Source organism: Nocardia mikamii NBRC 108933, assembly GCF_001613505.1.
GTDB classification, from domain to species: Bacteria; Actinomycetota; Actinomycetes; order Mycobacteriales; family Mycobacteriaceae; genus Nocardia; species Nocardia mikamii.
Genome location: NZ_BDCM01000006.1, coordinates 238,858 through 259,884, shown reverse-complemented (window position 1 = coordinate 259,884; position 21,027 = coordinate 238,858). Strand labels below are relative to the sequence as shown.

Genomic DNA, 21,027 nt, shown 5'->3' with positions numbered 1-21,027 from the left:
TCGCGCCACTGTCCGGTTAACGACCCCCGGACAGACCCAGCCTCATAGGTGACGACTCGTCCCGTGTCGAGAATATTCCTTCGTCGGAATCGGCTGCCTCCCAGAGTCGGTTATAGATTCCGCGCTCCGCCAGTAAATGCGCGTGCGCGCCGAATTCCACGATCCGCCCGTGTGCGACGACCGCGATCCGATCGGCGCGCGCGGCGGTCGCCAAACGGTGCGCCACGATCACCGTGGTGCGTCCCCGTGCCAGCGATCTGCTCGCTACCAGCACCTTCTCCTCGTTGGCCGGATCCAGGACCGCGGTGGCCTCGTCGAGCAACAGCAGATCCGGATCGACCAGTTCCGCACGCGCCAGCGCGATCAGCTGGCGCTGACCGGCCGAGAGCCCGCGCCCGCCCTCACCGATCGGCTGGGCCATACCCCGCGGCAGTGTCTCGATCATCTCGAGCGCGCCGACCGCCGCGGCGGCCCGGGCGATATCGGCCGATGTGGCACAAGGTTTCCCGAATGCAATGTTGCCGGCGACGTCGCCGGTGAACAGGTGAGCTTCCTGAGGGACCACGCCGAGCCGGCCACGGAACTGCGCGAGCCGGTAATCCCGGATATCGATCTCGTCCACGCGGATGGACCCGGGGTGGGCCGCGGCGGCCCCGTCCGCGTTCGGATGCGAGCGAGGAAGGTCGTAGAGGCGCGCCAGCAGTTTGACCACCGTCGATTTGCCCGCCCCGGTCTCACCCACCAGCGCGAGCGTCGAGCCGGCCGGAATGTGCAGGGAAACATCTTCCAGCGCAGGTGTTCTGGCATCGGGGTAGCGGAAGGTGACGCCGTCGAAGCGCACCTCACCGCGCAGCCCGCCCTCGATCTCGACCGCATCGGCCGGATCGGGGGCGATCGAGGACGGGGTGTGCAGGAGAGTTTCGATGCGCCGCAATCCGACCCGGGCCTGCTGGTAGCCGTCGAAGACTTGGGAGAGCTGGGTGATCGGCCCGAACAGCAGGCTCAGGTAGAGCACGAAGGCGACCAGGGTGCCGGCGGTCGTGGTGCCGTGTGCGACCTCGCGGGCGCCCAGATACACCACCGCCGCCTGCGCCAGATCCGCCCAGGCCAGCACGAACGCGAAATACAGCGCGATGGCGCGCTGGGCCCGCAAGCGCGCCCGGCGGTATCGATCGGAGTAGCCGGTGAACCGGCGGGCGGCCTCGGCCTCGTGGCGGTAGGCCTGGGTCGCGCGCAGGCCCGCGACGTTCTCCTGGAAGTCGGCGTTGACGGTGGCCACCCGTTCGCGCGAGGCCGAATACGCCGACGCCGAGACGCGGCGGAAGAACAACGTCGCCACGATCAGCGGCGGCAGCGCCACGAACACCACCACGGCCAGGGCGGCATCGATCACCAGGAGTGCGATCACGATGCCCACGACCGTGACCAGGCTGATGAGGGCTGTGCTCAGCCCGGTCTGCAGGAATGTCGACAGCGCGTCGATATCGGTCGTCATCCGCGTCATGATCCGGCCGGACAGTTCGCGCTCGTAGTAGTCCAGGCCGAGTCGTTGCAGGTGGGCGTAGCTGCGCACCCGCAGCCCGTACAGCACCCGCTCGCCGCCGCGGGCCGAGAGCCGAGTTCCCAGTACCTCGTCCACCCAGCTCAGGAGCACCAACCCCACCCCCGCGAGGGCCGCGACCGCCAGCACGGCGCCGCGATGCTGTCCGACGCCGTCGTCGAGCGCGAATCGGGTGAGCGCCGGGAACGCCACCGAGATGGCCGCGTCCACGGCCAGCAGCGCGATCACGGCCGCCAGCAGCCAGCGCACCGGCCGCAGCAACCGCACCAGCCGGAATTTCGGGTCCGGCTGTTCCAGCTCGCGATCGTCGAGTCCCGGTAGTTCGGTGGCCGGAGCCAGTCTCGCCAGGGCGGCCCGCATCTCGGGCGGCGCATCCGGTTCCGGGTCCGAATCAGCCACGGCGACAACGTCTTCGGAATGCGGCGTCGCGGCGGGATGCGCAGGCTCGCCCGGGTGCTGTGTGCCGATGGCGTCCGCCGTCGAAACAGGTGTGGCCCGGGGCGGGCCGGAGGGACCCACGCCGTCGTGGGCCGGCAGCTCGATACCGGGCGCGACGATGGCGCCGTCGGCGTGGGCCGAGGCGTATTCGGTGCGGTCCGAGGCGGCCGACGCCCGAGGGCCGGGCTCGACCACGTCGCCGGGTTCGACCGCGGCGTTGTCGCTCCGATCCGCCGTACGTCCGCTCGGCGCGGGCAGGCGGACGACGCGATCCGCGTGGGCCAGGGTCGATTCGCGATGCGCGAGGATCAGTGTGGTGCGGCCGTGGGCGGGCAGTGCGTCGAAGATCGCGGCCTCGGTGACGGCGTCCACCGCGGAGGTGGCGTCGTCGAGGACGAGGATGCGCGGGTCGGCGAGCAAGGCGCGCGCCAGGGCCAGGCGTTGCCGCTGCCCGCCCGAGAGCGTGAGACCGCGCTCGCCCACGACGGTGTCGTAGCCGTCCGGCAGTGCGCGGATGAATTCATCGGCCGCGGCCATCCGCGCGGCGGCGCGGATCTCCTCGGGATCGGCATCCGGTTTGCCGAGCGCGATATTGGCGGAGACGGTGTCGGAGAACAGGAACGGCTCGTCGAAGACGACGCCGATCGCCGCGCGCAGGTCGGCGGCCCGTACTCGCGCGATATCGATTCCGGCGGTCTCCGGATCCTGGTCCGCTCCGGCCCCGAAGAGACTGATCCGTCCCGCCTCCGGCGTGTGGAAGCGCGGCAACAGCAGTGTCAGCGTCGATTTCCCGGAGCCGGCCGGGCCGATGACCGCCACCGTCTCGCCGGGACGCACGGTGAGATCGAGTTCGTGCAGTACCGGGCGATCCGCTTCGAATCCGAAGGTGAGGCCCCGGATGTGCAGGCCGAGCGGCCCCTCCGGCAGCGGTTGCGGATCGGGTGGGTCGATGTTCTCCGGCGCCTCGTCGATCACCTGATAGACGCGTTCGGCCGCGGCCCGGGTCAGCTGTGCCATGACCAGGACGTTCGACAGAATGCGGGTGCTCGACGCCATCATGGTCACGTAGGTCGCGAAGGCCAGGAAGGTGCCGACGCCGATCACCGCATGCAGTGCCAGTGTGCCGCCGAGTGCGATCACGATCACCAGCCCCGCCTGCGGAATCGCCGACACCGTCGGCGCGAACCGGGAATCGATGCGGGCCGCGCGCATCCGGTGGGCGTAGAGCCGCCGCCCGTGCTCCTCCAGAATCCGTACCATCCGCGATTCCTGGCCGAAGCCCTTCACCACCCGGACGCCGGTGACGGTCTCCTCGACGTGCTGGGCGAGATCGGCCGCGCGCTGCTGCGCCGACCAGGTGGCGGCGTGCAGCCGCGGTCGCACCCGGTACACCACCAGCGCCAGCACCGGCACGGTCAGCAGTGACACCAGGGCCAGAGGCGGCGACAGCACGAGCATGGCCACCGCGGCGAAGGCGAAGATCAGCAGCGACGCAGCCGACAGCGGCGCCATCGCGAGCAGTCCCTGCACCAATTGCAGATCGCTGATCGATCGCGATACCACCTGGCCCGTGCGCAACCGGTCCTGTCGCGGCCCGTCGTAGCGGTGCAGCGCGGTGAGCAGGTCGACCCGCACCTCGTGTTGTACGTCCAGCGCCAGCCGTCCCGCGAGCCAGCGCCGCCCGTAGGTCGCCGCGAATCGGGCCACCGCCAGGGCGACCAGTATCCCGGCGATCGGCGCGAGCGCCCCGACCTCGCCCAGCCGAGCGTGGTCCAACGCGGCCTTGGCGGCGAGCGGCACCGCGGCCTCCGCGCCGGCCCCCGCGACCACCGCCGCAATGACGCCGGTCAGGACCCGCGGATGGCCCCGGCAGGCGGTCCAGAGCCGCCGCAGCCAGCCGCTGTGGCCGGCACCGCGCGCGGACAGCTCACGGGAGGGTGTCGCGCCGGCGTCGCGGCCGGATCCGGAGTCGAGGGTTTGGGTGTCGTTCATGTCGATTCGACGGTACCGACGGGCCCCGACACCCGGCTGCTCCCGCACCCCGTGCGGGTGCAGCCGCGATCAGATGTCGCGCGTGCGCAGATACCACCAACCGGCCGCGCCGGCGGCCACGGCCCAGATCACCAGCGCCACGGCGGAGGCCGCATTGGGCGGCAGGAAGGGACTCTCCGCGAAGGAACCGACCGCGACCGAGCCGATGGTGGCCGAACCCGGCAGCAGCACCACGACGCCCGCGATGCCCGCACCCTTGGCGACCAGCCAGATCAGCGGTTCCAGGAGGAACAGCCATCCCGCCATCGCGATCACGGCCAGATTCGGCGATCGCACCAGCAATCCCAGGCTCACGCCGATCACGCCCCAGCACACCGCCGCGAGCAGGCCACCGCCGAACACCCCGGCCAGTCGCCAGCCGAATTCGACGGTGTGCCGCCCGAACGCCAGCAGGCCCACCGCCGCGCCGACCTCCGCGCACGCCGCGAGCACCAGCGAATAGACCGCGGCCACACCGGCTTTCGCGCCGAAGAGCACATTCCGGTCGGGTGTGAACAGTGCGGTGAGTCCCATGCTGCGGTAGCGGTACTCGTCGCCCGCGGTGACCGCGCCGCCGATCGCCGCCGCACCCACCGCCACCGCGATCGCCAGATACAACCCGACGGTCGCCGTTCCCGTCGCCAAAGCCTCGTGCGGTTGCGGACCCGAGCCGCGCACCGCGGACGCCGAGGCGACGACGAAGGCGACGGCCGCGAGCACCGGGGGCAGCAGCCATCCCGAGCGCACCGCGGTGATCTTGCGGAGTTCGGCGGTCGCCGCCCGGCTCACCTCGGCGGGAACGGTGGGCAGGGTCGGCAGCATCATCGGGTTCCGTACATGGTCGCAGGGGCGGGGGCGGGATAGGCCGGAGGCGCGGACGATTTGGTGAGGATGGCCAGTACCCGATCCGGATGGACGGGTTCGGCCACCACCTCGCCCAGGTGAACCCGCGCCAGCGCCGCGGCGGCCTCGATCTCGGCGCGCGACGCGTCGGCGACGGCGAGCCTGCCGTCGCTGCGCATGACCGCGTCGGTGAAACCCCGCGCCGCCAGCGTCGTGGCCAGCGCGATCGGACTCGACGCCGCGACCACCAGCCGATCCGGGTGGTTGCGCCGCAGCCGCCGCGGACTGCCCTGATAGGCCACCGACCCGGCCGAGAGCACGATCACCTGATCGCATACCGGCACGGCCGCGGCCAGGCTCTGCGAGGTGAACAGGGTGGTCCCGCCACGGCGGGCATGAGTCCGCAGATAATCGAAAAGCCATGCCCGCTCGGCTGATTCGAGACCGTCGAACGGGTCGTCGAGCACCAGCAGGCGGGGCTGCGCGAGCAGTGCCTGCGCCACGGCGAGCCGCGTGCGCAGGCCCTCGGGGATATCCCGTATCCGCGTCGTGGCCGCCTCGCCGAGGCGCAGCATCGCGAGCATCGCGTCCACCCGATCGTCGTCCACGCCGGCCGCCGCCGCGTATACCCGCAACTGGGCGCGCACGGCCCGGGCCGGATGCAGACCGCGCGGCTGCAGCACCGCGCCGATCCCGCCGCCGCCCGGGGCCTCGGCGATACCGGAATCCGCGCGCAGCAGTCCGAGCAGAATGTCGACGAGCGTGGACTTTCCGGAGCCGGGCGGGCCGACCAGGGCCGCGGTGGTGCCGGCCGGAACGGTGAACGAGACGTCGCGCAGGGCCACGAGACCCTCGAACTGCTTGTGCAGTCCGCTGATCGAGACGGCGAGCGAGCGGGCCGCGCTCATCGCTGCTCGGCCGTCGAACCGGAGGCGGTGCCGTCCGGATCACCCAGCGCCGGAAGCGGATCCGCGTCGATCACGGTGCCATGCGCGGTACCGCCGGACCAGCGCATCGGCGCGGGCCCGAATGCCTTGTGCGCGTTGGCGATCACATTCTTCCCCAGCGCACGGTTACCGAATCCGCCGATGGCCGCGCCGATTCCGGCCGGCAGCACCTTGCCGAACATGAGCATGCTGCGTTTGGTGATGAACTGGACGACGAAACGCTTCATCAGTGATTCGTTCATGCCCTTGATGCCCGGTACCCGCTCCGCCAGCAGCGTGCCCCAGTTCTTGGCCGAACGGCCCACGCTCTGCTGCACGATCTCCATACCGCTCTCGCCGAGCACCACCGCCAGGACCAGCGCGCGCCGGCGCTCCTTGTCCTCGGGGGCGATGCCGTGCACGGCGGCGACGGCGAGGGTGAAGACGGCCGAGGCCTCGAGGAAGAAGGTGGTTTCCGCGCTCATCGCCGCGAGCGAGGTCAGGGTGCCCACACCCGGTACGGCGGCGGTGGCGCCGACCGCGGTGCCGCTGCCGGTCACGGTCGTGAGATAGATCTTCTCCAGCCGGTCGAGGATCTGGGCCGGACTCTCGTCCGGATGGGATCGGCGGAACCGGTCGACGTACTTCGCGACCGCGGGAGCCTGCACTTGTGCCCCGTTGTCCAGCAGTGACCGCACGGCCTTTTCCACGCCGCTGTCGAACATCGGTAACGCACCCCTCTCGTCCGGTCGGCACAAACTCTAGTGGTGCCGGTCCGACGGCCGCGGACGAAGTCGGCGAGGGTGGCCGATACGGCCGTCGACCATGCAACGAATCGCGCCCGGGTCCGGTTCCGCCGAGCCCGCACGACGCCTACCGTGGAGGAGGTGAGTGGTGTCTCCGCGGGAGCGCGCCGGTTGCCGGCCCCGTCGTTGCGGCCCTACCTCGGCCGCTACGACGGATATCTGCTGCACGGCTTCGACCCGGGCGTGCACGTCGGTATGCCGAGTACCACGATCACCGTGATCCTCACCATCGGCGAACCGATCGACGTGCCGGTGTCCTCCCATCCCGATCAGGCAGGCGGCCGCTGGGACGCGCTGGCCGGCGGACTGACACTGCGACCGACCCTCATCGCGCACAACGGGTATCAGCACGGCATCCAATTGGCGGTGACACCGCTGGGTGCGCGGGCGCTGTTCGGAATTCCCGCCGGTGAGCTGGGGGAGTGGATCGTCGACCTGTCGGACCTGCTGGGATCCGACGCCGAGCGGGTGCGTGAGCGGATCGCCGCGACCTCCGACTGGCGGGCCCGGTTCGCGGTGCTGGACGAGGTCTTCTGCGCGCGGGTCGCCGCCCTCGATCCGCGCCGGCTCGATATGGACGCCAATCTCCGCCGGGCCTGGCGGCTGCTGACCGACCCCGCGGGCGCCCCCGCGGTCGCCCGGGTGGCGCACGACATCGGCTGGAGCAGAAGACATCTGGCCGCGCGATTCACCGGTGAGTTCGGCATCACGCCGAAGGAGGCCGCGCGGCTGACCCGTTTCGAGGTCTCGCACCGCCTGTTGCGCCGCCCCGAGGTGAGCATCGCCGAGGTGGCCGCCGCGACCGGCTACTACGACCAGGCTCATATGGCCCGCGAATGGCGCGAATCGGCCGGTTGCCCGCCCTCGGTGTGGCGTGCCCGCGAGGTGTTCCCATTCGTCCAAGACGACGGGGTGCCGAGCGAGAAAGGCTGGGAGCATGACCGAAACAACCCATACCGCGACGACCGAAACCGCGACGAAGACGGCCCCGCTGTGGCCGACCTTCATCTACCGTGACGCCCCGGCGGCGATCGATTTCCTGCAGCGCGCCTTCGGCTTCGTCGAAGTCGCCCGCTACGTCACCGGCGATGTGGTCCAGCACGCCGAACTTGGCTGGCCCGGGGGCGGCGGGATCATGCTCGGTTCGCAGCGCGACGATTCCGCGCTCTGCGAGCAGCCGCCGGGGACCGGCTCGGTGTACATCGTCGTCGACGATCCCGACGGCCTCTTCGAACGCGCCCGCTCCGCCGGTGCGACCATCGTGCGCGGACTCCGCGACGAGGATTACGGCTCGCGCGGGTTCACCTGCCGCGATCCCGAGGGCGTGTTCTGGAGCTTCGGCACCTACGCCGGAACCACCGCGTGACGAAACGACGATCCGGTGCGGAGGCGGACCGGCCGCCTCCGCACCGGTGAGACTCAGACCTGGCCGGCGGCCGGAACGCGTTCCGCGGGCAGCGGCGGCGGAGGTGGGGTGCCGTCGCCGAAGGGCTTGCCGCCCAGCGCTTCTCGCCCGTGCGGCGTGAGCCAGCCCGACAGTTCCGGCCCCTTCGGCACGATCCCGGTCGGATTGATATCGCTGTGCACGACGTAGTAATGCCGCTTGATCTGCGCGAAATCGATGGTATCGCCGAAGCCGGGGGTCTGGAACAGGTCGCGGGCGTACGCCCACAGCACCGGCTGTTCGGTCAGCTTGTTCCGATTGCACTTGAAATGGCCGTGATACACCGGGTCGAACCGCACCAGGGTGGTGAACAGCCGCACGTCGGCCTCGGTGATGGTGTCGCCGACCAGATAGCGCTGGTCGCTCAACCGTTCCGACAGCCAGTCCAGCGCGGTGAACAGCCGGTCGTAGGCGGCGTCGTAGGCGTCCTGGCTGCCGGCGAAGCCGCAGCGGTAGACGCCGTTGTTGACCTCGGTGTAGACGCGCCGGTTCACCTGGTCGATCTCGGCACGCAGCGGTTCGGGATACAGCTGCGGCGCGCCCGGCCGGTGGAACTGCGTCCACTCGGTGGAGAAGTCGAGCGTGATCTGCGGATAGTCGTTGGTGGCCACCTGTCCGGTCGGCACGTCCACCACCGCTGGGACCGTGATGCCGCGCGGATACTCCGGATCGCGCGCGAGGTAGGCATCGCGCAGGAAGTGGATGCCCAGCACCGGGTCCACCTCGCCCGGATCGAGGTCGAAGGTCCAGCTGCGTTTGTCGTGGGTCGGCCCGCACAATCCCAGCGAGATCACCTGTTCCAGACCGAGCAGCCGCCGCACGATCAGGGTGCGGTTGGCCCACGGGCAGGCCCGCGCCGCGATCAGCCGATAGCGATGCGGTTCGACGGGATAGCCGTCGCGGCCGTCGGCGGTGATCCGGGTGGTGATGTAGTTCGTGTCGCGCTTGAATTCGCCGGGTTCGACGTAGGTCGCGGTGTTCGAACCGGCGTTCTCGGTCGGCGAGGTATCCACGGCACCAGTCTGGCAGACCGGCGGCCGGGGTACCGGTTACGTTCCGTTCTGGATAGATTCGGCCGATGAGCGATTCGAAACCCACCCGGTTGGAACGGACCGAGACCGAGGCCGGCGCCCAGCTCGCGATCATCACCATCGACCATCCGCCGTTGAACCTGTTCGATTCGGCGCTGCTGGGATCGCTCGCCGCCGATCTCGCCGAGCTGACCGCGAACCCGCCGCGCGCGCTGCTGATCCGCGCCGAGGGCAAGGTGGTCTCCGGCGGCGTCGACGTTCACGAATTCGACGGATTGAGCGTGGATCAGGGCGCTGACCTGTGGCAGCGCCTGTTCCAGGGCATCATCCACCCGGTCGAGGCGCTGCCCTGCCCGGTGGTTTTCGCCGCCCACGGACTCACTCTGACCGCCGCCTTCGAGATCTCGCTGGCCTGCGACATCCTGCTGGCCGCGCCGAAGGCCAAGTTCGGTCTGGTGGAGACGGTCGTGGGCCTGACGCCGTCGATGGGCGGCCCGCAGCGGCTGGCCGAGCGCGCCGGTTCCGGCCGGGCCCGGGAACTGGTCATGACCGGCGACCTGTACGACGCGTCCACCCTCGCCGACTGGGGTGTGGTCAACGCGGTGCACGAGGATGTCGACGCCGCGGCCCGGGCGCTGGCCGCCCGCCTCGCCGACGGCCCGACTCGGGCACACGCGGCCACCAAGCAGATCATCGAGGCGTGGCGGTCCGGCGGCGTCGAACATGCCGATTCGGTGACGCCCAAGGTCTCCGGCGAACTGTTCGATACCGAGGATTTGCGGGGCGCGGTGCGCAGCTTCCTCGAGGTGGGCCCGGGGAAGGCGAGTTACACCGGGCGGTGATCGCTCGGACATCTTTGTCGCCTAACGCCCCGCGGTTGTGATCTGCGTCATATAGTCACAGGTGCCTGTTGATCGAGGCATCCGGAGGGACTTGATGACGCAGCTTCTGATCGAATATCCGCAGACGCGAAATCCGTGGTGCGGCAACCCTCTTGCTCGCGGAGCCGACGGCGTGCTGCGGTACGGAAATCTGAATCCGGCCCTCACCGAACTCCTCGATGTGCAGGTACACGCGTTCTCGGCCCGGGAGGCGGTCGTCGAAATCGGCGGGCCGCGGCTGACCTACCGGCAGCTGTGGCATGCCGCGTCCCGGATTGCCGGGGGGCTGCAGGAACACGGAATCGGCTACGGCGACCGGGTTGCCGTGCGGATGCCGGTGGGTGCGCGCTGGGTGCAGGCGTTCCTCGGCGCCCTGCTGTCCGGTGCGGTGCCGGTGCTGGTGCACGACGGACTGACCGATGCCGTCGCCGCCCAGGTGATCGCGGACAGCTGCGCGGATTTCGTCCTCGACGGCGGCGGCGCCGAAGCCGGTTACGCCGACTTCCCCGACGGTGCGGCCTTCATCGACGACGGCGCCTCGCTGAGCGAGCTCGCCCTGCTGTGCTACACCAGCGGCGCTGCGGGCCAAGGTTTTCCGGAGGCGCCGGGCGGTCCGCGCGGTGTCGAGTTGACCAACGAGAATCTGCTGTCGGCGGTGCGTTCGGTGGTGGGGGCCTTCGATCTGCCGACCGAGGGATTGCGCAATCTGGTCCTGATGCCGCTGGCCCACGCGAGCGGCTGCGTCGATCAACTGCTGCCGACCTTCGCCGTGGGCGGCACGGTCGTCCTCGCCCCGGACCCCGCCATGATCGCCGAGACGATCGTCGCCGAACGCATCGATATGGTGGCCGCGACGCCCCGCATCTTCGCGGGCCTGCTTCCGGAACTCGCCGGATTGCGGGCGGAGGGCGTGCGCCAGGTGTGCAGTGCGGGACATCGCGCCGAACTGGCCGCGACCGACGCCGGCACCGCGGAAATCGTCGCCGAGGCGTTGCGCGAGGTGTTCCCGCTGGCCCGGCAGTGGTCGGTCTGGGGTGCGACCGAAACCAGCGGTATCGGATTGGCTCTGGTGGGCAGCGGCGCGACCCCCGGCAGCGACGTCCTCGGATTCCCGTTCGGCGGTACGGAATTGGCGCTGTGGGGGCCGCGGGCCGGGGTGGGAAGCGGGGAGTTGCTCTGTCGCGGCCCGAATATCACCCCGCGCTACTGGAACGACCCGCAGACCACCGAATCGCGGTTCACCGGCAGCTGGTTCCACACCGGAAATCAGGTCAGCATCGATACCGACGGTCTGGTCCACCGCACCGGATAGCCGATGCGGTGCGCCGGTGCCGGCTCACTCCAGCATGCGGGTGTGCAGGGCGGCCCGCAGCTGCGGCGTGATGCCGATGGACTCGAGATAGCCGTCGATGGTGCCGTAGCGGCGGTGCATGGCCTCGGTGCCGGCGGCGAGATATTCGACGCTCACCCCCAGCAACGCGGGCGGCAGCGGCTCGCCGGAATTGCGCGCGACATCGGCGGCCAGCGATTCGACCGCCTCGTTGCTGAGCAGGTAGTCGGCCAGCACATCGTCCTCGGTGACGCCGACCGCGCGCAGCAGGGTGGCGACCGCCCAGCCGGTGCGATCCTTACCGGCCGCGCAGTGCACCAGGACCGCGCCGTCGCCGCGGGCCAGCGACCGCGCCATGGCGGTGATCGCGGCGCCCGCCTCCGGCATCGAGGGGAATTCGGCGTAGACCTCGAGCAGATCGAGATGGCGGCTGGTCGTCGAGGCATCGTCTCGCGCCGCGGCCTCGTGCGGCGGCAGCGCCGGTTCCGGTGGGGCCTCGTGCGGGGCCCGGGCGGCGCCGATGCCGGAGTGGAACGGTGTCACCTCCAGGCGCACGCCGGCGGGAAGGATGTCGCCGCCCATTCGGTCGGCCTCGCCGGGCCCGCGCAGATCGTGCACGGTGGCGACGCCGAGCCGGCGCAGGATGTCGTGTCCGCGTTCGTCCAACCGGCACAGCTGGGCCGACCGGAGCAGAACTCCGTTGCGGATCTTGGTCCCGCTCGCCGTGCGCAGGCCGCCGACGTCGCGGTAGTTGAAGGTGCCGGGAATGTGGAGATGATCGGGGCGCACCGTTGTCACGACTCCAGGTTATCGGCGGGTTCGCGGCGGTGGGGTGGCGTTGGATCACCTGTGTGCTCGCCCACATCGATATAACGATTCCGGCCCGGAGGCCGTAGAGTTCTGGGCGTTTGCGCCTGGGCGCCGCCCGCGCTGACCGTGGCGGATCCGCCGCCGGACCACCGCGCGGGGTGTGTCGGGGAGGTAACAAAACAATCTTTCAGTACGGAATGGCCTATCGAACCTGGTCACGATCCCCGAAAACCCTCTAACATTGACGGATGTTGAACGGGTCGCCCGAGGTAGAGCTCGGAAGAGATCACCGCGGATCGGATGCCCGTTGAGCGAGCCGCGCAGGCGAGGTGCGCGAGTTCTTTCGCCGAGGGAGTCGTCGTTGAGCGCTAGTGGAGAGATGATTCAGGTTCGGCCGCGGCCGATCGTGCAGGAGGCCATCGACGCCGCGTCGGCCGCTTGCGATTGCACGGGCACGCGCGCGTTACGGGTGGTGCTGCACGCCGGGGTGAGCGCGATGTGGTCGGCCATCCGGGCCACGCCGCAACGGCAGGTGCACACGCTCGATCTCACGATCAGCGCCTTACGTCGCCGCTGGGAGGGGGAGACCGACTGTTCCGGGCTCTCGGCCGCAGAGTGGCTGCACGATCTGGACGCCGAGGTCGGTGCGGCGCTGGACGCCTGTGCCGAGCGATCCAACACCCAGTGGATCGAGCCGGTGGCGGCCATCTCGGCGTATGTGCTGGCCGTGATCCAGGGCGCGGTGCTGCGCTGGCTCGCCGACGGTGACGACGAGACCACCCTCGTGGTGCTGGACGATCTGGTCGCGACCCTGATCACCAAGGCGGTCGATCGGTAACGACGCGCCCGCTTCTCCTGGACGTTTGACCAGTTTCGTGATTGGCTGGTGCGGTGACAGATGCGTCGCCCATCGCCGACCTGCACGCCGCCACCGCGGACCTCGATCCGCCCCTGGCCGCGCTGGACCTGAGCGCGCTGCGCGCCAACGCGGCCGACCTCGTGCGCCGGGCCCGCGGTGTGCCGATCCGGGTGGCCAGTAAATCGGTGCGCTGCCGCGCGGTCCTCGAGGAAGTGCTCGGACCGCAGCTCACCGGCCGCGGCGGATTCGCCGGCATCATGTCCTATTCGTTGCGTGAGGCGCTGTGGCTGGCCGGCCACGGGGCGCGCGACATTCTGCTCGGCTATCCGAGCGTCGATCGCGCCGCACTGGCCGACTTGGGCGCCGATACCACCCTGCTCGACTCGATCACGCTGATGGTCGACGACGTCGCGCAGCTGGATCTGATTCGCGCCGCGGTCGGCGGCGCCGGAATCAGCCCGCGCGTATGCCTGGATGTCGATGCCTCGTTGCGAGTCGGCCCGCTGCATCTGGGGGTGCGCCGATCGCCGATCCGGACGCCCCAGCAGGCCGAGCGGCTGGCCCGGGTCGCGCGCGAGCGCGGGTTCCGGGTCGTGGGTGTGATGACCTACGAGGCTCAGATCGCCGGCCTGCCCGACACCAATCCCGCGGTACGGCTGGTCAAGCGGCTCTCCGCGGCCGAAATCGGCACGCGCCGCACGCAAGTGCTGGACGCGGTGCGTGCGGTGGCCGGTGAACTCGAGATCGTCAACAGTGGCGGCAGCGGGTCGATCGAGGTGAGCGTGGCAGCGCCCGAGGTCACCGAGGTGACGGCGGGATCCGGCCTCTACGTGCCGACGCTGTTCGACGGATATCGCGCGTTCACACCCCACCCGGCGCTGTACTTCGCGCTGCCGGTGCTGCGCCGGCCGGCCGCCGATATCGCGACCGTCTTCGCCGGCGGCTATATCGCCTCCGGTCCGGCCGGTGCGTCGCGCGTGCCGAAGCCGGTGTGGCCCAAGGGTTTACGATTGATCGGCACCGAGGGTGCGGGGGAGGTGCAAACGCCGTTCACGGGCGCCGCGGACCTGGCCGTCGGGGATCGGGTGTGGATGCGCCACGCCAAAGCCGGTGAGCTGTGCGAACGCTTCGATGCCATCCACGTCGTCGACGCCGACGACCGGCGCACCACGGTGCCGACGTATCGGGGTGAGGGCCGCAACTTCGGCTAGCCGCGCCCGGTCAGTTCGAGGTAGGCGGCCAGATCGGGCAGCTGCTCGGGCGTCTCGGGCAGATAGTCCGTGAGCAGCGGCGAGGCCACGACGATCGCCGACCACATCGCGCGGGAGACGGCGGTGGTCAGCCAGTGCCGGGAGAGCAGGTCGTCCATTCCGTGCGGCGCGTCGGCGGGGGCCGAGGTCGTCATCGAGATCAGCACGACCGCCGCCTCCCGGCCGCGGAAGCGGTCGGCGGTGCCGACCACCACATCCTCGATCCGGGCCCGTGACAACAGCATTCGAATGCGCGCGACCTGCGCGTGATAGGGCGTGACCACCAGGATGTCGTGCGGATGCAGCCGCCGGGTGAGCACGCCTTGGCGCCAGGTGCGGCCCAGCAGGGACCGGACCTGGCGGACGATCTCGCGGGCCTCCTCCGCGGATTCGGTGCTGTTGCCGTGATGTTCGACCGGCACCGCGCGCACGCCCGGCGCGACGCCGTCGAGTTCCCGGGCGAGGGTGACCGTCTCGTTGGAGCGCAGCCGGCGGCCGTAGCGCAGCGACGACACCGGCCCGCACACCTGCGGATGCATTCGCCAGGTACGTTCCAGGAAATAGCCGAAAGCAGTGGGCACCGTGGGGTTGTCGCCGACGATGCGGCCCAAGGCCGATTCGTGGACGCGCTCCGGGTGCACGCCGGTGCCCGGTAACGGCGCCGGATCGCCGACCAGCAGCAGATTCCGCGCCGAGGCACCCACCGCGATCGCCTGGGCCAGCGGGAAATACCCGGCGTCGGCGATCACCAGCAGATCCAGACTCTGCGGCGCCATCTGCTCGGGATCGGTGAAATCGGCTGTGAGACCGCCGATCACACAGCCGTTCACCGCGTTGTCGAGGAAGCGCGGATAGCGGTCGGCGGCGATCCCCAGCCATTCCGGCGCCACGGAGTGCACATCCGATTTGGCGACCAGTTCGGGCAGGACGCCCACGCGCACCACGGCGTCGAGCAACACCTCGGCGGCCGAATGGGTTTGCGCCACCACGCCGACGCGCCATTTGTAGCGGGTGACCAGCCGCTCGATCACCCGCGCGGTGGTGTCGAGTTTGCCGGTGCCGGAGGGCCCCTGCACCGCGAGATACGAGCAGTCGAGATCGAGCACCGCGGCGGTGATCGCGGCCGCGTAGTCGCCGAAAACCTGTGGTAGCGCGGTCGATCCGTGCAGCCGCGGCCGTCGCCGGCACAGCAGGTCGAAGGCGGCCGTCAGCGGGACGTCCGGCAGGCTGACCAGCAGATCGTGCGCCACGGCGTTCAGCGCCTGTTCCAGATTGTCGTCGCGGCCCGGCGGATCGGGCACGATGGCGACGGGCAGTTCGTCGTAGGGGGCACAGCCCGGAGGCAGCAGTTCCTCTACCCGCACCACATCGTCGAAGTTGTCGTCGAGGGCGAAGCCGAGCACCGTCGCCGCCGCGGTGGCGCGCCGGCCGGGGGTGGCCGGTAGATCGGGCACCGGCGAGTCGTAGAGCGTGCGTACCGCGGTGCCCGGCGGCGGCGGGCGACCGGTGCCCAGCCGGCCGGTGAGCTTCAGGTAGCGCCGCATCGGCCGGTCGTCGGTGTGCTGCCATTTGGTGTCGACGCTGGCCCAGTCCGCGACGAGAACGCCGGGGGTATCGGCCCATTCGCCGATCGGCCGGTGCAGGCGGTCCTCGTGTGCCCAGTGCAGCGGCTGCCGTTCGCGCCGGTGGTAGCCCAGTACCGCGGCCATCATGGCGGCGGCTTGCTGTCCGGCGCTGCGGGTTTCGTCGTAGTCGAAGGCGAATTCGCGCAGCGCCGCCTCCACCGCCGCCGGTTGTTCGGCGAGGGTGCGGCGCGGCACCGGGCAGGGCTGGATGTCGTGCTCGGCGGCGAGTTCGCGGAGTCGCTCGCGCAGGCGCAGTGTGGCCGCACAGGACGATTCGAGGTCGGCGCGGATCGGTTCCGAGTCGGGGTCGAGCAGGCCGAGTACTTCCGGCAGATCGTAGGTCCGGGCGCCGATCAGTAGTGCGGAACGCACGATCGGGTACAAATCCAGCAGCGCGCCGAGCAGATCGTCGGCGGTCTCCTCGTCGGCCCCGCAGCGCGCGCACAGGTCGGCCAGCAGTGTCCGGATCGGTGAACAGAAGTGGTAGATCCGCAGGTCGGGGTGGTGCTGCTGGCGATCGGCGAGAAATTCGAGCAGCGCTACCGGGTCGTGCGTGGTGAAGGCGTGGAACAGGAACACCCCGTCGCCGCCGTCCGCGCTACGCGCCGCGACGCCGACGCCGACGGCCGACCCTGCGACCGCGACGAAGACGTCGCCGGCATCGGGCGGAGCCAGCTCACCGAAGGCGGCCGCATCCGTGACCGCGTAGGCCGGGCGTCCGGTGCGCTCGCGGCGCAATTGCAGTTCGGCCTGCCGTCGCAGCGTCGAAAAGGTCTGCACCGCAACGCCGGTCACCGACGAATCCGCGGCGGCGAGGCGATCGACCGTGGTGATGCCGGCATCGCGCAGCTGCGCCCGCACCGACGGCCGCATGCCGGCCACCAGCAGCAGATCGCGCCCGGCCACCAGTTCGGCGGTGCAGCTCGCGCATCGCCCGCAGGCGAGGTAGCGGCGGTCTCCCCACTGCACGGGCAGCAGTTCGTCCTGTTTGGCGGTGAGGATCGCGGCGAGCCGACTCCGCCGCGCCGCGTAGACGGTCTCGGCCGGACCGAGTTCGTGAATCCGCTCCGCACCCGCGGCATCCCGGATCCGGACCCACGGATCGACGTCGAACCCGTTGTCCCGCACCAGGCGCGCACACGCGGCGGCCTCCATGAGCGCCGCGACATCGGACGACGACGAGCGGACGTACAGGACGAAGGTGGAATTCGGGATCGGCGGCGCTTCGCGGACCTCGCCGACGACGGCCGCTGCCCCCGCCTCGTCGGACGCGACGATGTCCGGCAGCGCCGCGGGCCGCCGCGCGCGCACCGGTGTGGGGTCGTCGCGGCGGACGAGAACGGCGCATCCGGCCGCGAAGGTTCCGTCGAAGAATGTCGCCCCGAATATCGCCGGCGCGTCGGTGCCGAGGGCGGCGACGGTGCGGTCGTGCGCGCCGCGCAACTCCGAGGCGGTGGCGGCGGCCGGCGGATCGATGGTGATCACGCTCGCACCGAGGGCGGCGTACACATCGTCGAAGACCTCGTCCGGCAGTGCGTCCGAGCCGAGCGGAAAGTGCACCGAATCGGTCGCATCCGGCGAAAGAACAAGGCCCAGTTCGGTATCGAGCGCGCGCAACAGCGCGAATTCGCAGCGCGCTGCCCTCACCAGGTCATCGGTGCTGCACACGACACGATCACCGAACAGAATCAATCGCGGCCCTCCTGAGTTCCGGACACCCGCACGCGGCCGGCGCCCGCTCGCGTGCCGAGTCGCGCAACAGCGTAATCATTCGAGGTCGTACGGCGTGGCGTGAGGGGGGCGTGTCGGATATCGGACTCACTTCGCCGGGCCGGGCCGGCTCTCGGACGGCCCGCCCGTGACAATGGGCTGATGCCGTACTTCCAGGGTGCCCGCGGCCGACTGCACTACCGGCGGTGGCCGGTGGAGCGGCCGGTGGCGCTGATGGCGTTTCTGCCCGGAACCGGCCAGCACAGCGGGCATTACCATCGGCTCGGGCGCGGCCTGGGCGCGCGCGGCATCGAAGTCTGGTGTCTGGACACCGCCGGCCAGGGGCTGAGCGAAGGCGATCCGGAGGCGCCGGGAACGCTGCCCGAACTCGCGGGTGACGCCGCCGCACTGGTCCGGGTGCTGCGCGCCGAGCGGCCCGATCCGCCGCTGTTCCTGGCCGGCCACTCGCTCGGCGCGGCGACCTGTCTCGCGTCGATGTCGCTACCGGAGATGTCCGGGTGCGCGGGCATGGTGCTGACCGGCACCCCGAAGCGGGCCGTCGAATCGTCCGCTGCCCTCCCGCCCGGACTGCCGATTCTGGCGCTGCACGGCGTCGACGACCGCCGCGCACCCATCGACTCCGCGCGTGCGTGGTCTGCCCGGCACCCGTCGGTGGGGTTGCACGAGTACACCGATGCCGGGCACGATTTGCTGCACGAGCCGGTGCATGCGGCAGTCACCGCCGATATCGCGGAGTGGATTCGCGAGGTCGCGGACCGTCGTCACGGCGCCGCGGAAGTGGGTTGAGAAAGGGGGACCGCGATGCAGTCACAAGAGGCCGGGGATCTGCGCAACGATGTCGGTGCGCTGGCCCAGGCGGTCGACGACGGAGAGCTGTGGATCGACGGGGTACTCGTCGGCGACGGCACCCACGAGCGCTGCGCGCGCCGCTACGAGTCGCTGGCCGACCAGGTCGAGCAGCAGATCAAGACACTCGGCGCCGCCGCGTCCCTGCCGGGCTTCGGCGGTTTCGAGTCGGGACACGCGCTGCGCCGCGGCTTCGAGGGCAAGGCCGCCGACGCGGTCGATCGGTTACGCGAATACGCCGATGCCGCACGGCAATTGGCCCAGACCCTGCGCGCGGCCGCGGCCGCGTACGCCCAGCACGATGCCGATGCCGCCGCGGCGATCGGCAAGGCCGCACCACCTCCGGTGGTCGTAGCGCCGTCGCAGCCGGTGGGGGTGGGACATGCATAGGGTCAGCGGCAACGGGACACCGCCGGCGCAGGGGAATACCGATCCGGATTACGCCCCGACGGTCGAAATGTTCGACCACCTCACCCATCGCGATATCCAGCGTGGGGTGCAGGAATTGAATCCCGAGATCATCACCGCGGGCCGCCAGGCCTGGCAGAGTTCGGCCGCCGCCCTGGCCGATGCGGTCCAGTCCGCGCACACCGAAATCCGCGGCGCCATCGCCGACGGCTGGCGCGGTGGTGGCGCGCAGCTGGCCGCCGACGCGGTGACCGCCTTCGAACGACTGGGCCAGCAGCTGTCCGATGTGATGGCGGTTGTCGGACAACGACTCGCGCAGGCCAACGACGCAGCCGAGACATTGCGCGCCTCGGTCTCCCAGCAGGTGACCGCGCATCCGGATCTGGAAGCGGCACTGCTGGATCCGAAACAGGCCACCGCCAATGTCGCCGTGCAGAAGAGCGCCGAGAACGTGCGCCAGGACGCCGTGCGGGTGATGGACTCGGTCTACGCCGGTGTCTTCCTGCGCACCGGCGACAGTGTGCCGGCGTTTCCCGACGGCGGTATGTATCCGAATCCCGCTGTCGTACAACCGGGTAACGAGGCGACCGCGCCGGGCGGGGGGAGTGCGGATCTGATCGGGCGAGCGACGGGCGCACAGGTGACGCCGACGGTGGACGGCCCCCCGGGCCCGGAAGCGGCTCCGGCGAATCGGCCCGCCGCACCCGCCGACGACCCGGCCGACGGTGATCGGCCCGGCGGTGATCAGCAGGTATCCGATCGTCCCGCGGCCGTCGCACCCGCCGCGGCCGCACCGGCGCTCGTGGAGCCCTCCACTCCGGTGCACAGCACGCTTGCGGGCGCCGCGGTTCCCGAGGCGCCGGTGGTCGTGACCGCGAATCCGGTTGTCACACCATCGAAACCGTCGAGCGCCGCGCACTCCGTCCCTGCGGTAGCGGCACCGGCCGGCGTTCCCGGCGTGGTCCCCGCGGCCGCCGTCGCGGGTCCCGCCGGGGCGGCCACCACGCCGGCGTCGACCGCGCAGAACTCCGATGCGACCAAGCGCGACGACCACGACCAGGACCACCCCGGCGCCGACTCGATGTCCGGGATGGGTGCGGGCATCGTGGGCGGCCTGGCCGGGGGCGCTTTCGCCGCGGGCGATGCGGTGCGGCAGGGCCCGTCGACTCCGGTGGCGGCGAAGCCGATCCGCCGCGACGAGGACGAGGACGAGGACTACTACTCCGAATTCGACGACGAGCCGACCTTCCTCGAACCGGCCGAGCCGGGTGGCGAACTGGTCGGAATCCTCGACCCGACCACCCCGCCCGTGCTGGGCGAATGGTCCGAGGATGACTGACCGCGCGGTGACGGCGGACGACGAGGCGGGCCGGCGGCGGTGAAATGGACGCTGACACCCGATCAATTCGCGATGGCATGGCAGCGGATCGACGGTGACCGGATCCCGTATCCGCTCGCGGTCCGGTCGTCCGCCCGCGACAGCGCCGAGCGGGCCGCGCAGCTGCCGGATCTGACCGAGTGGTGCGACCGCGCCGTGGACCCCGATCTGGAGGCGGCGCTGCGGCTGCTCGCCCGGCCCACCGTCTGCGTCGAGGTCTTCGGCGAATGCGGCGCGGAGGAGGTCCGGCCCGTACGGGTGCTCGGCGTGGCCGCCGGCCACATCACGGTGGTCGCGGCCCAGCGCCACGGCGACTCGGCCGATCGCGGCGGTGACGTGCGGCTGTTCGTCGGGAATTCCGCCTCCCTCGCGGCGCGGGTGGTCTCGCTGCTGCCGGAGTATCCGGCCGGGACCGAACCGCGCCGCACGGCACCACTGGACCGGGTGCGCGAGGACAGTCGCGATCTGGTGACGGTGCCGGTCGCCGGTCCGTCCACGACCGCGCGGATGCGGCGGTTGCTCAAACAGCCTCGCGACGGCATCGGTCAGATCGTGGTCTCCGCGCGCCGCGCCGACGACAGCATGCGCCCGCTCGGCGTGCTGTGCTGGATCGACGTCGCCGGCGACGGCCGCTACGCGGTCCGCACCCGCGCGGACGTGGATATCGTCGGGGTCACCGCGGAAACCTTTGCCGCGCAATTGCGCCCGATGGTCGCGGCCGCGGAACGAGTGGTCGCCGACGACAACGAATGGTGAGAACGCATGCCCTTCCTCGCCGTGCATCGCGCAGGGGTGCGTGAGATCGACTCGGAGAGCGAATGATTCGTGC

The 21,027-nt window shown here is 70.7% G+C and carries 17 protein-coding genes; 10 read left to right on the top strand and 7 right to left on the bottom strand.

Annotation, left to right across the window (positions count from 1 at the left end):
- Positions 1 to 16 precede the first annotated feature (16 nt).
- From NMI01S_RS07895 to NMI01S_RS07880, 4 genes are all read right to left on the bottom strand, one after another.
- Positions 17 to 3,991 carry an ABC transporter ATP-binding protein gene (locus tag NMI01S_RS07895; RefSeq protein WP_084512671.1) on the bottom strand — a complete coding sequence of 1,325 codons (3,975 nt, stop codon included), beginning with the start codon at positions 3,989 to 3,991 and terminating at the stop codon, positions 17 to 19.
- A gap of 69 nt (positions 3,992 to 4,060) precedes the next feature.
- Positions 4,061 to 4,855, bottom strand: a complete 795-nt coding sequence (locus tag NMI01S_RS07890) for an ABC transporter permease (protein ID WP_245716760.1) — start codon at positions 4,853 to 4,855, stop codon at positions 4,061 to 4,063.
- Entirely contained in the window at positions 4,852 to 5,781 is a 930-nt protein-coding gene (locus tag NMI01S_RS07885) for an ATP-binding cassette domain-containing protein (RefSeq protein WP_062995318.1), read from the bottom strand. The genes NMI01S_RS07890 and NMI01S_RS07885 overlap by 4 nt, the downstream gene beginning before the upstream one ends.
- Complete coding sequence (locus NMI01S_RS07880) at positions 5,778 to 6,524, bottom strand: hypothetical protein (protein WP_062995317.1); 747 nt, start codon at positions 6,522 to 6,524, stop codon at positions 5,778 to 5,780. Before NMI01S_RS07880 ends, NMI01S_RS07885 begins: the two co-directional genes overlap by 4 nt.
- A 162-nt stretch (positions 6,525 to 6,686) precedes the next feature.
- Here NMI01S_RS07880 and NMI01S_RS07875 point away from each other — a divergent pair, with 162 nt between their 5' ends.
- Entirely contained in the window at positions 6,687 to 7,622 is a 936-nt protein-coding gene (locus tag NMI01S_RS07875) for a helix-turn-helix domain-containing protein (protein WP_084512805.1), read from the top strand.
- Positions 7,543 to 7,971 carry a VOC family protein gene (locus NMI01S_RS07870; RefSeq protein ID WP_062995316.1) on the top strand — a complete coding sequence of 143 codons (429 nt, stop codon included), beginning with the start codon at positions 7,543 to 7,545 and terminating at the stop codon, positions 7,969 to 7,971. The genes NMI01S_RS07875 and NMI01S_RS07870 overlap by 80 nt, the downstream gene beginning before the upstream one ends.
- Before the next feature lie 53 nt (positions 7,972 to 8,024).
- Here the strand turns inward: NMI01S_RS07870 and NMI01S_RS07865 are convergent, their stop codons facing one another.
- Complete coding sequence (locus NMI01S_RS07865; protein WP_062995315.1) at positions 8,025 to 9,062, bottom strand: glutathione S-transferase family protein; 1,038 nt, start codon at positions 9,060 to 9,062, stop codon at positions 8,025 to 8,027.
- A gap of 65 nt (positions 9,063 to 9,127) precedes the next feature.
- Here NMI01S_RS07865 and NMI01S_RS07860 point away from each other — a divergent pair, with 65 nt between their 5' ends.
- Together NMI01S_RS07860 and NMI01S_RS07855 are read left to right on the top strand one after the other, a co-directional pair.
- Positions 9,128 to 9,922, top strand: coding sequence for an enoyl-CoA hydratase/isomerase family protein (locus tag NMI01S_RS07860; protein WP_062995314.1), 795 nt, complete (start codon positions 9,128 to 9,130; stop codon positions 9,920 to 9,922).
- Positions 9,923 to 10,016: 94 nt separating this feature from the next.
- Positions 10,017 to 11,273: a class I adenylate-forming enzyme family protein gene (locus tag NMI01S_RS07855; RefSeq protein WP_062995313.1), complete on the top strand. Its 1,257-nt coding sequence runs from the start codon at positions 10,017 to 10,019 to the stop codon at positions 11,271 to 11,273.
- Positions 11,274 to 11,297: 24 nt separating this feature from the next.
- Here NMI01S_RS07855 and NMI01S_RS07850 read toward each other — a convergent pair whose 3' ends face one another.
- Positions 11,298 to 12,089, bottom strand: coding sequence for a tyrosine-protein phosphatase (locus NMI01S_RS07850; protein ID WP_062995312.1), 792 nt, complete (start codon positions 12,087 to 12,089; stop codon positions 11,298 to 11,300).
- A 373-nt stretch (positions 12,090 to 12,462) separates the two neighbouring features.
- Here NMI01S_RS07850 and NMI01S_RS07845 point away from each other — a divergent pair, with 373 nt between their 5' ends.
- Both NMI01S_RS07845 and NMI01S_RS07840 read left to right on the top strand, forming a co-directional pair.
- Positions 12,463 to 12,939: a TetR family transcriptional regulator gene (locus NMI01S_RS07845; RefSeq protein WP_245716759.1), complete on the top strand. Its 477-nt coding sequence runs from the start codon at positions 12,463 to 12,465 to the stop codon at positions 12,937 to 12,939.
- Between the two features lie 53 nt (positions 12,940 to 12,992).
- On the top strand, positions 12,993 to 14,171 hold the full coding sequence (locus NMI01S_RS07840; RefSeq protein WP_062995310.1) for an amino acid deaminase/aldolase: 1,179 nt from the start codon (positions 12,993 to 12,995) through the stop codon (positions 14,169 to 14,171).
- On the opposite strand, the gene NMI01S_RS07835 is transcribed toward NMI01S_RS07840, so the two are convergent.
- Positions 14,168 to 17,503, bottom strand: coding sequence for a bifunctional RecB family nuclease/DEAD/DEAH box helicase (locus NMI01S_RS07835; RefSeq protein ID WP_245716758.1), 3,336 nt, complete (start codon positions 17,501 to 17,503; stop codon positions 14,168 to 14,170). The genes NMI01S_RS07840 and NMI01S_RS07835 overlap by 4 nt on opposite strands.
- 204 nt (positions 17,504 to 17,707) lie before the next feature.
- Between NMI01S_RS07835 and NMI01S_RS07830 the strand changes: the two genes are divergently transcribed.
- Genes NMI01S_RS07830 through NMI01S_RS07815 form a run of 4 tightly spaced genes read left to right on the top strand, consistent with a single transcriptional unit; the run spans position 17,708 to position 20,954 of the window.
- The gene (locus NMI01S_RS07830) at positions 17,708 to 18,352 is read left to right on the top strand and encodes an alpha/beta hydrolase (RefSeq protein WP_062995308.1); all 645 of its coding nucleotides are present in this window, start codon (positions 17,708 to 17,710) and stop codon (positions 18,350 to 18,352) included.
- 15 nt (positions 18,353 to 18,367) lie between these two features.
- Positions 18,368 to 18,802, top strand: coding sequence for a hypothetical protein (locus NMI01S_RS07825; RefSeq protein WP_062995307.1), 435 nt, complete (start codon positions 18,368 to 18,370; stop codon positions 18,800 to 18,802).
- The gene (locus NMI01S_RS34740; protein ID WP_062995306.1) at positions 18,795 to 20,159 is read left to right on the top strand and encodes a PPE domain-containing protein; all 1,365 of its coding nucleotides are present in this window, start codon (positions 18,795 to 18,797) and stop codon (positions 20,157 to 20,159) included. Before NMI01S_RS07825 ends, NMI01S_RS34740 begins: the two co-directional genes overlap by 8 nt.
- Before the next feature lie 39 nt (positions 20,160 to 20,198).
- On the top strand, positions 20,199 to 20,954 hold the full coding sequence (locus tag NMI01S_RS07815; RefSeq protein ID WP_062995305.1) for an ESX secretion-associated protein EspG: 756 nt from the start codon (positions 20,199 to 20,201) through the stop codon (positions 20,952 to 20,954).
- The last annotated feature ends 73 nt before the right edge of the window (positions 20,955 to 21,027 follow it).

Bases quoted from the DNA above. Each gene is read 5' to 3' on its own strand.
- NMI01S_RS07830 (WP_062995308.1), top strand. From the start codon at position 17,708: ATGCCGTACTTCCAGGGTGCCCGCGGCCGACTGCACTACCGGCGGTGG.
- NMI01S_RS07870 (WP_062995316.1), top strand. From the start codon at position 7,543: ATGACCGAAACAACCCATACCGCGACGACCGAAACCGCGACGAAGACG.
- NMI01S_RS07855 (WP_062995313.1), top strand. From the start codon at position 10,017: ATGACGCAGCTTCTGATCGAATATCCGCAGACGCGAAATCCGTGGTGC.
- NMI01S_RS34740 (WP_062995306.1), top strand. From the start codon at position 18,795: ATGCATAGGGTCAGCGGCAACGGGACACCGCCGGCGCAGGGGAATACC.
- NMI01S_RS07880 (WP_062995317.1), bottom strand. From the start codon at position 6,524: ATGTTCGACAGCGGCGTGGAAAAGGCCGTGCGGTCACTGCTGGACAAC.
- NMI01S_RS07890 (WP_245716760.1), bottom strand. From the start codon at position 4,855: ATGATGCTGCCGACCCTGCCCACCGTTCCCGCCGAGGTGAGCCGGGCG.
- NMI01S_RS07885 (WP_062995318.1), bottom strand. From the start codon at position 5,781: ATGAGCGCGGCCCGCTCGCTCGCCGTCTCGATCAGCGGACTGCACAAG.
- NMI01S_RS07825 (WP_062995307.1), top strand. From the start codon at position 18,368: ATGCAGTCACAAGAGGCCGGGGATCTGCGCAACGATGTCGGTGCGCTG.
- NMI01S_RS07860 (WP_062995314.1), top strand. From the start codon at position 9,128: ATGAGCGATTCGAAACCCACCCGGTTGGAACGGACCGAGACCGAGGCC.
- NMI01S_RS07895 (WP_084512671.1), bottom strand. From the start codon at position 3,991: ATGAACGACACCCAAACCCTCGACTCCGGATCCGGCCGCGACGCCGGC.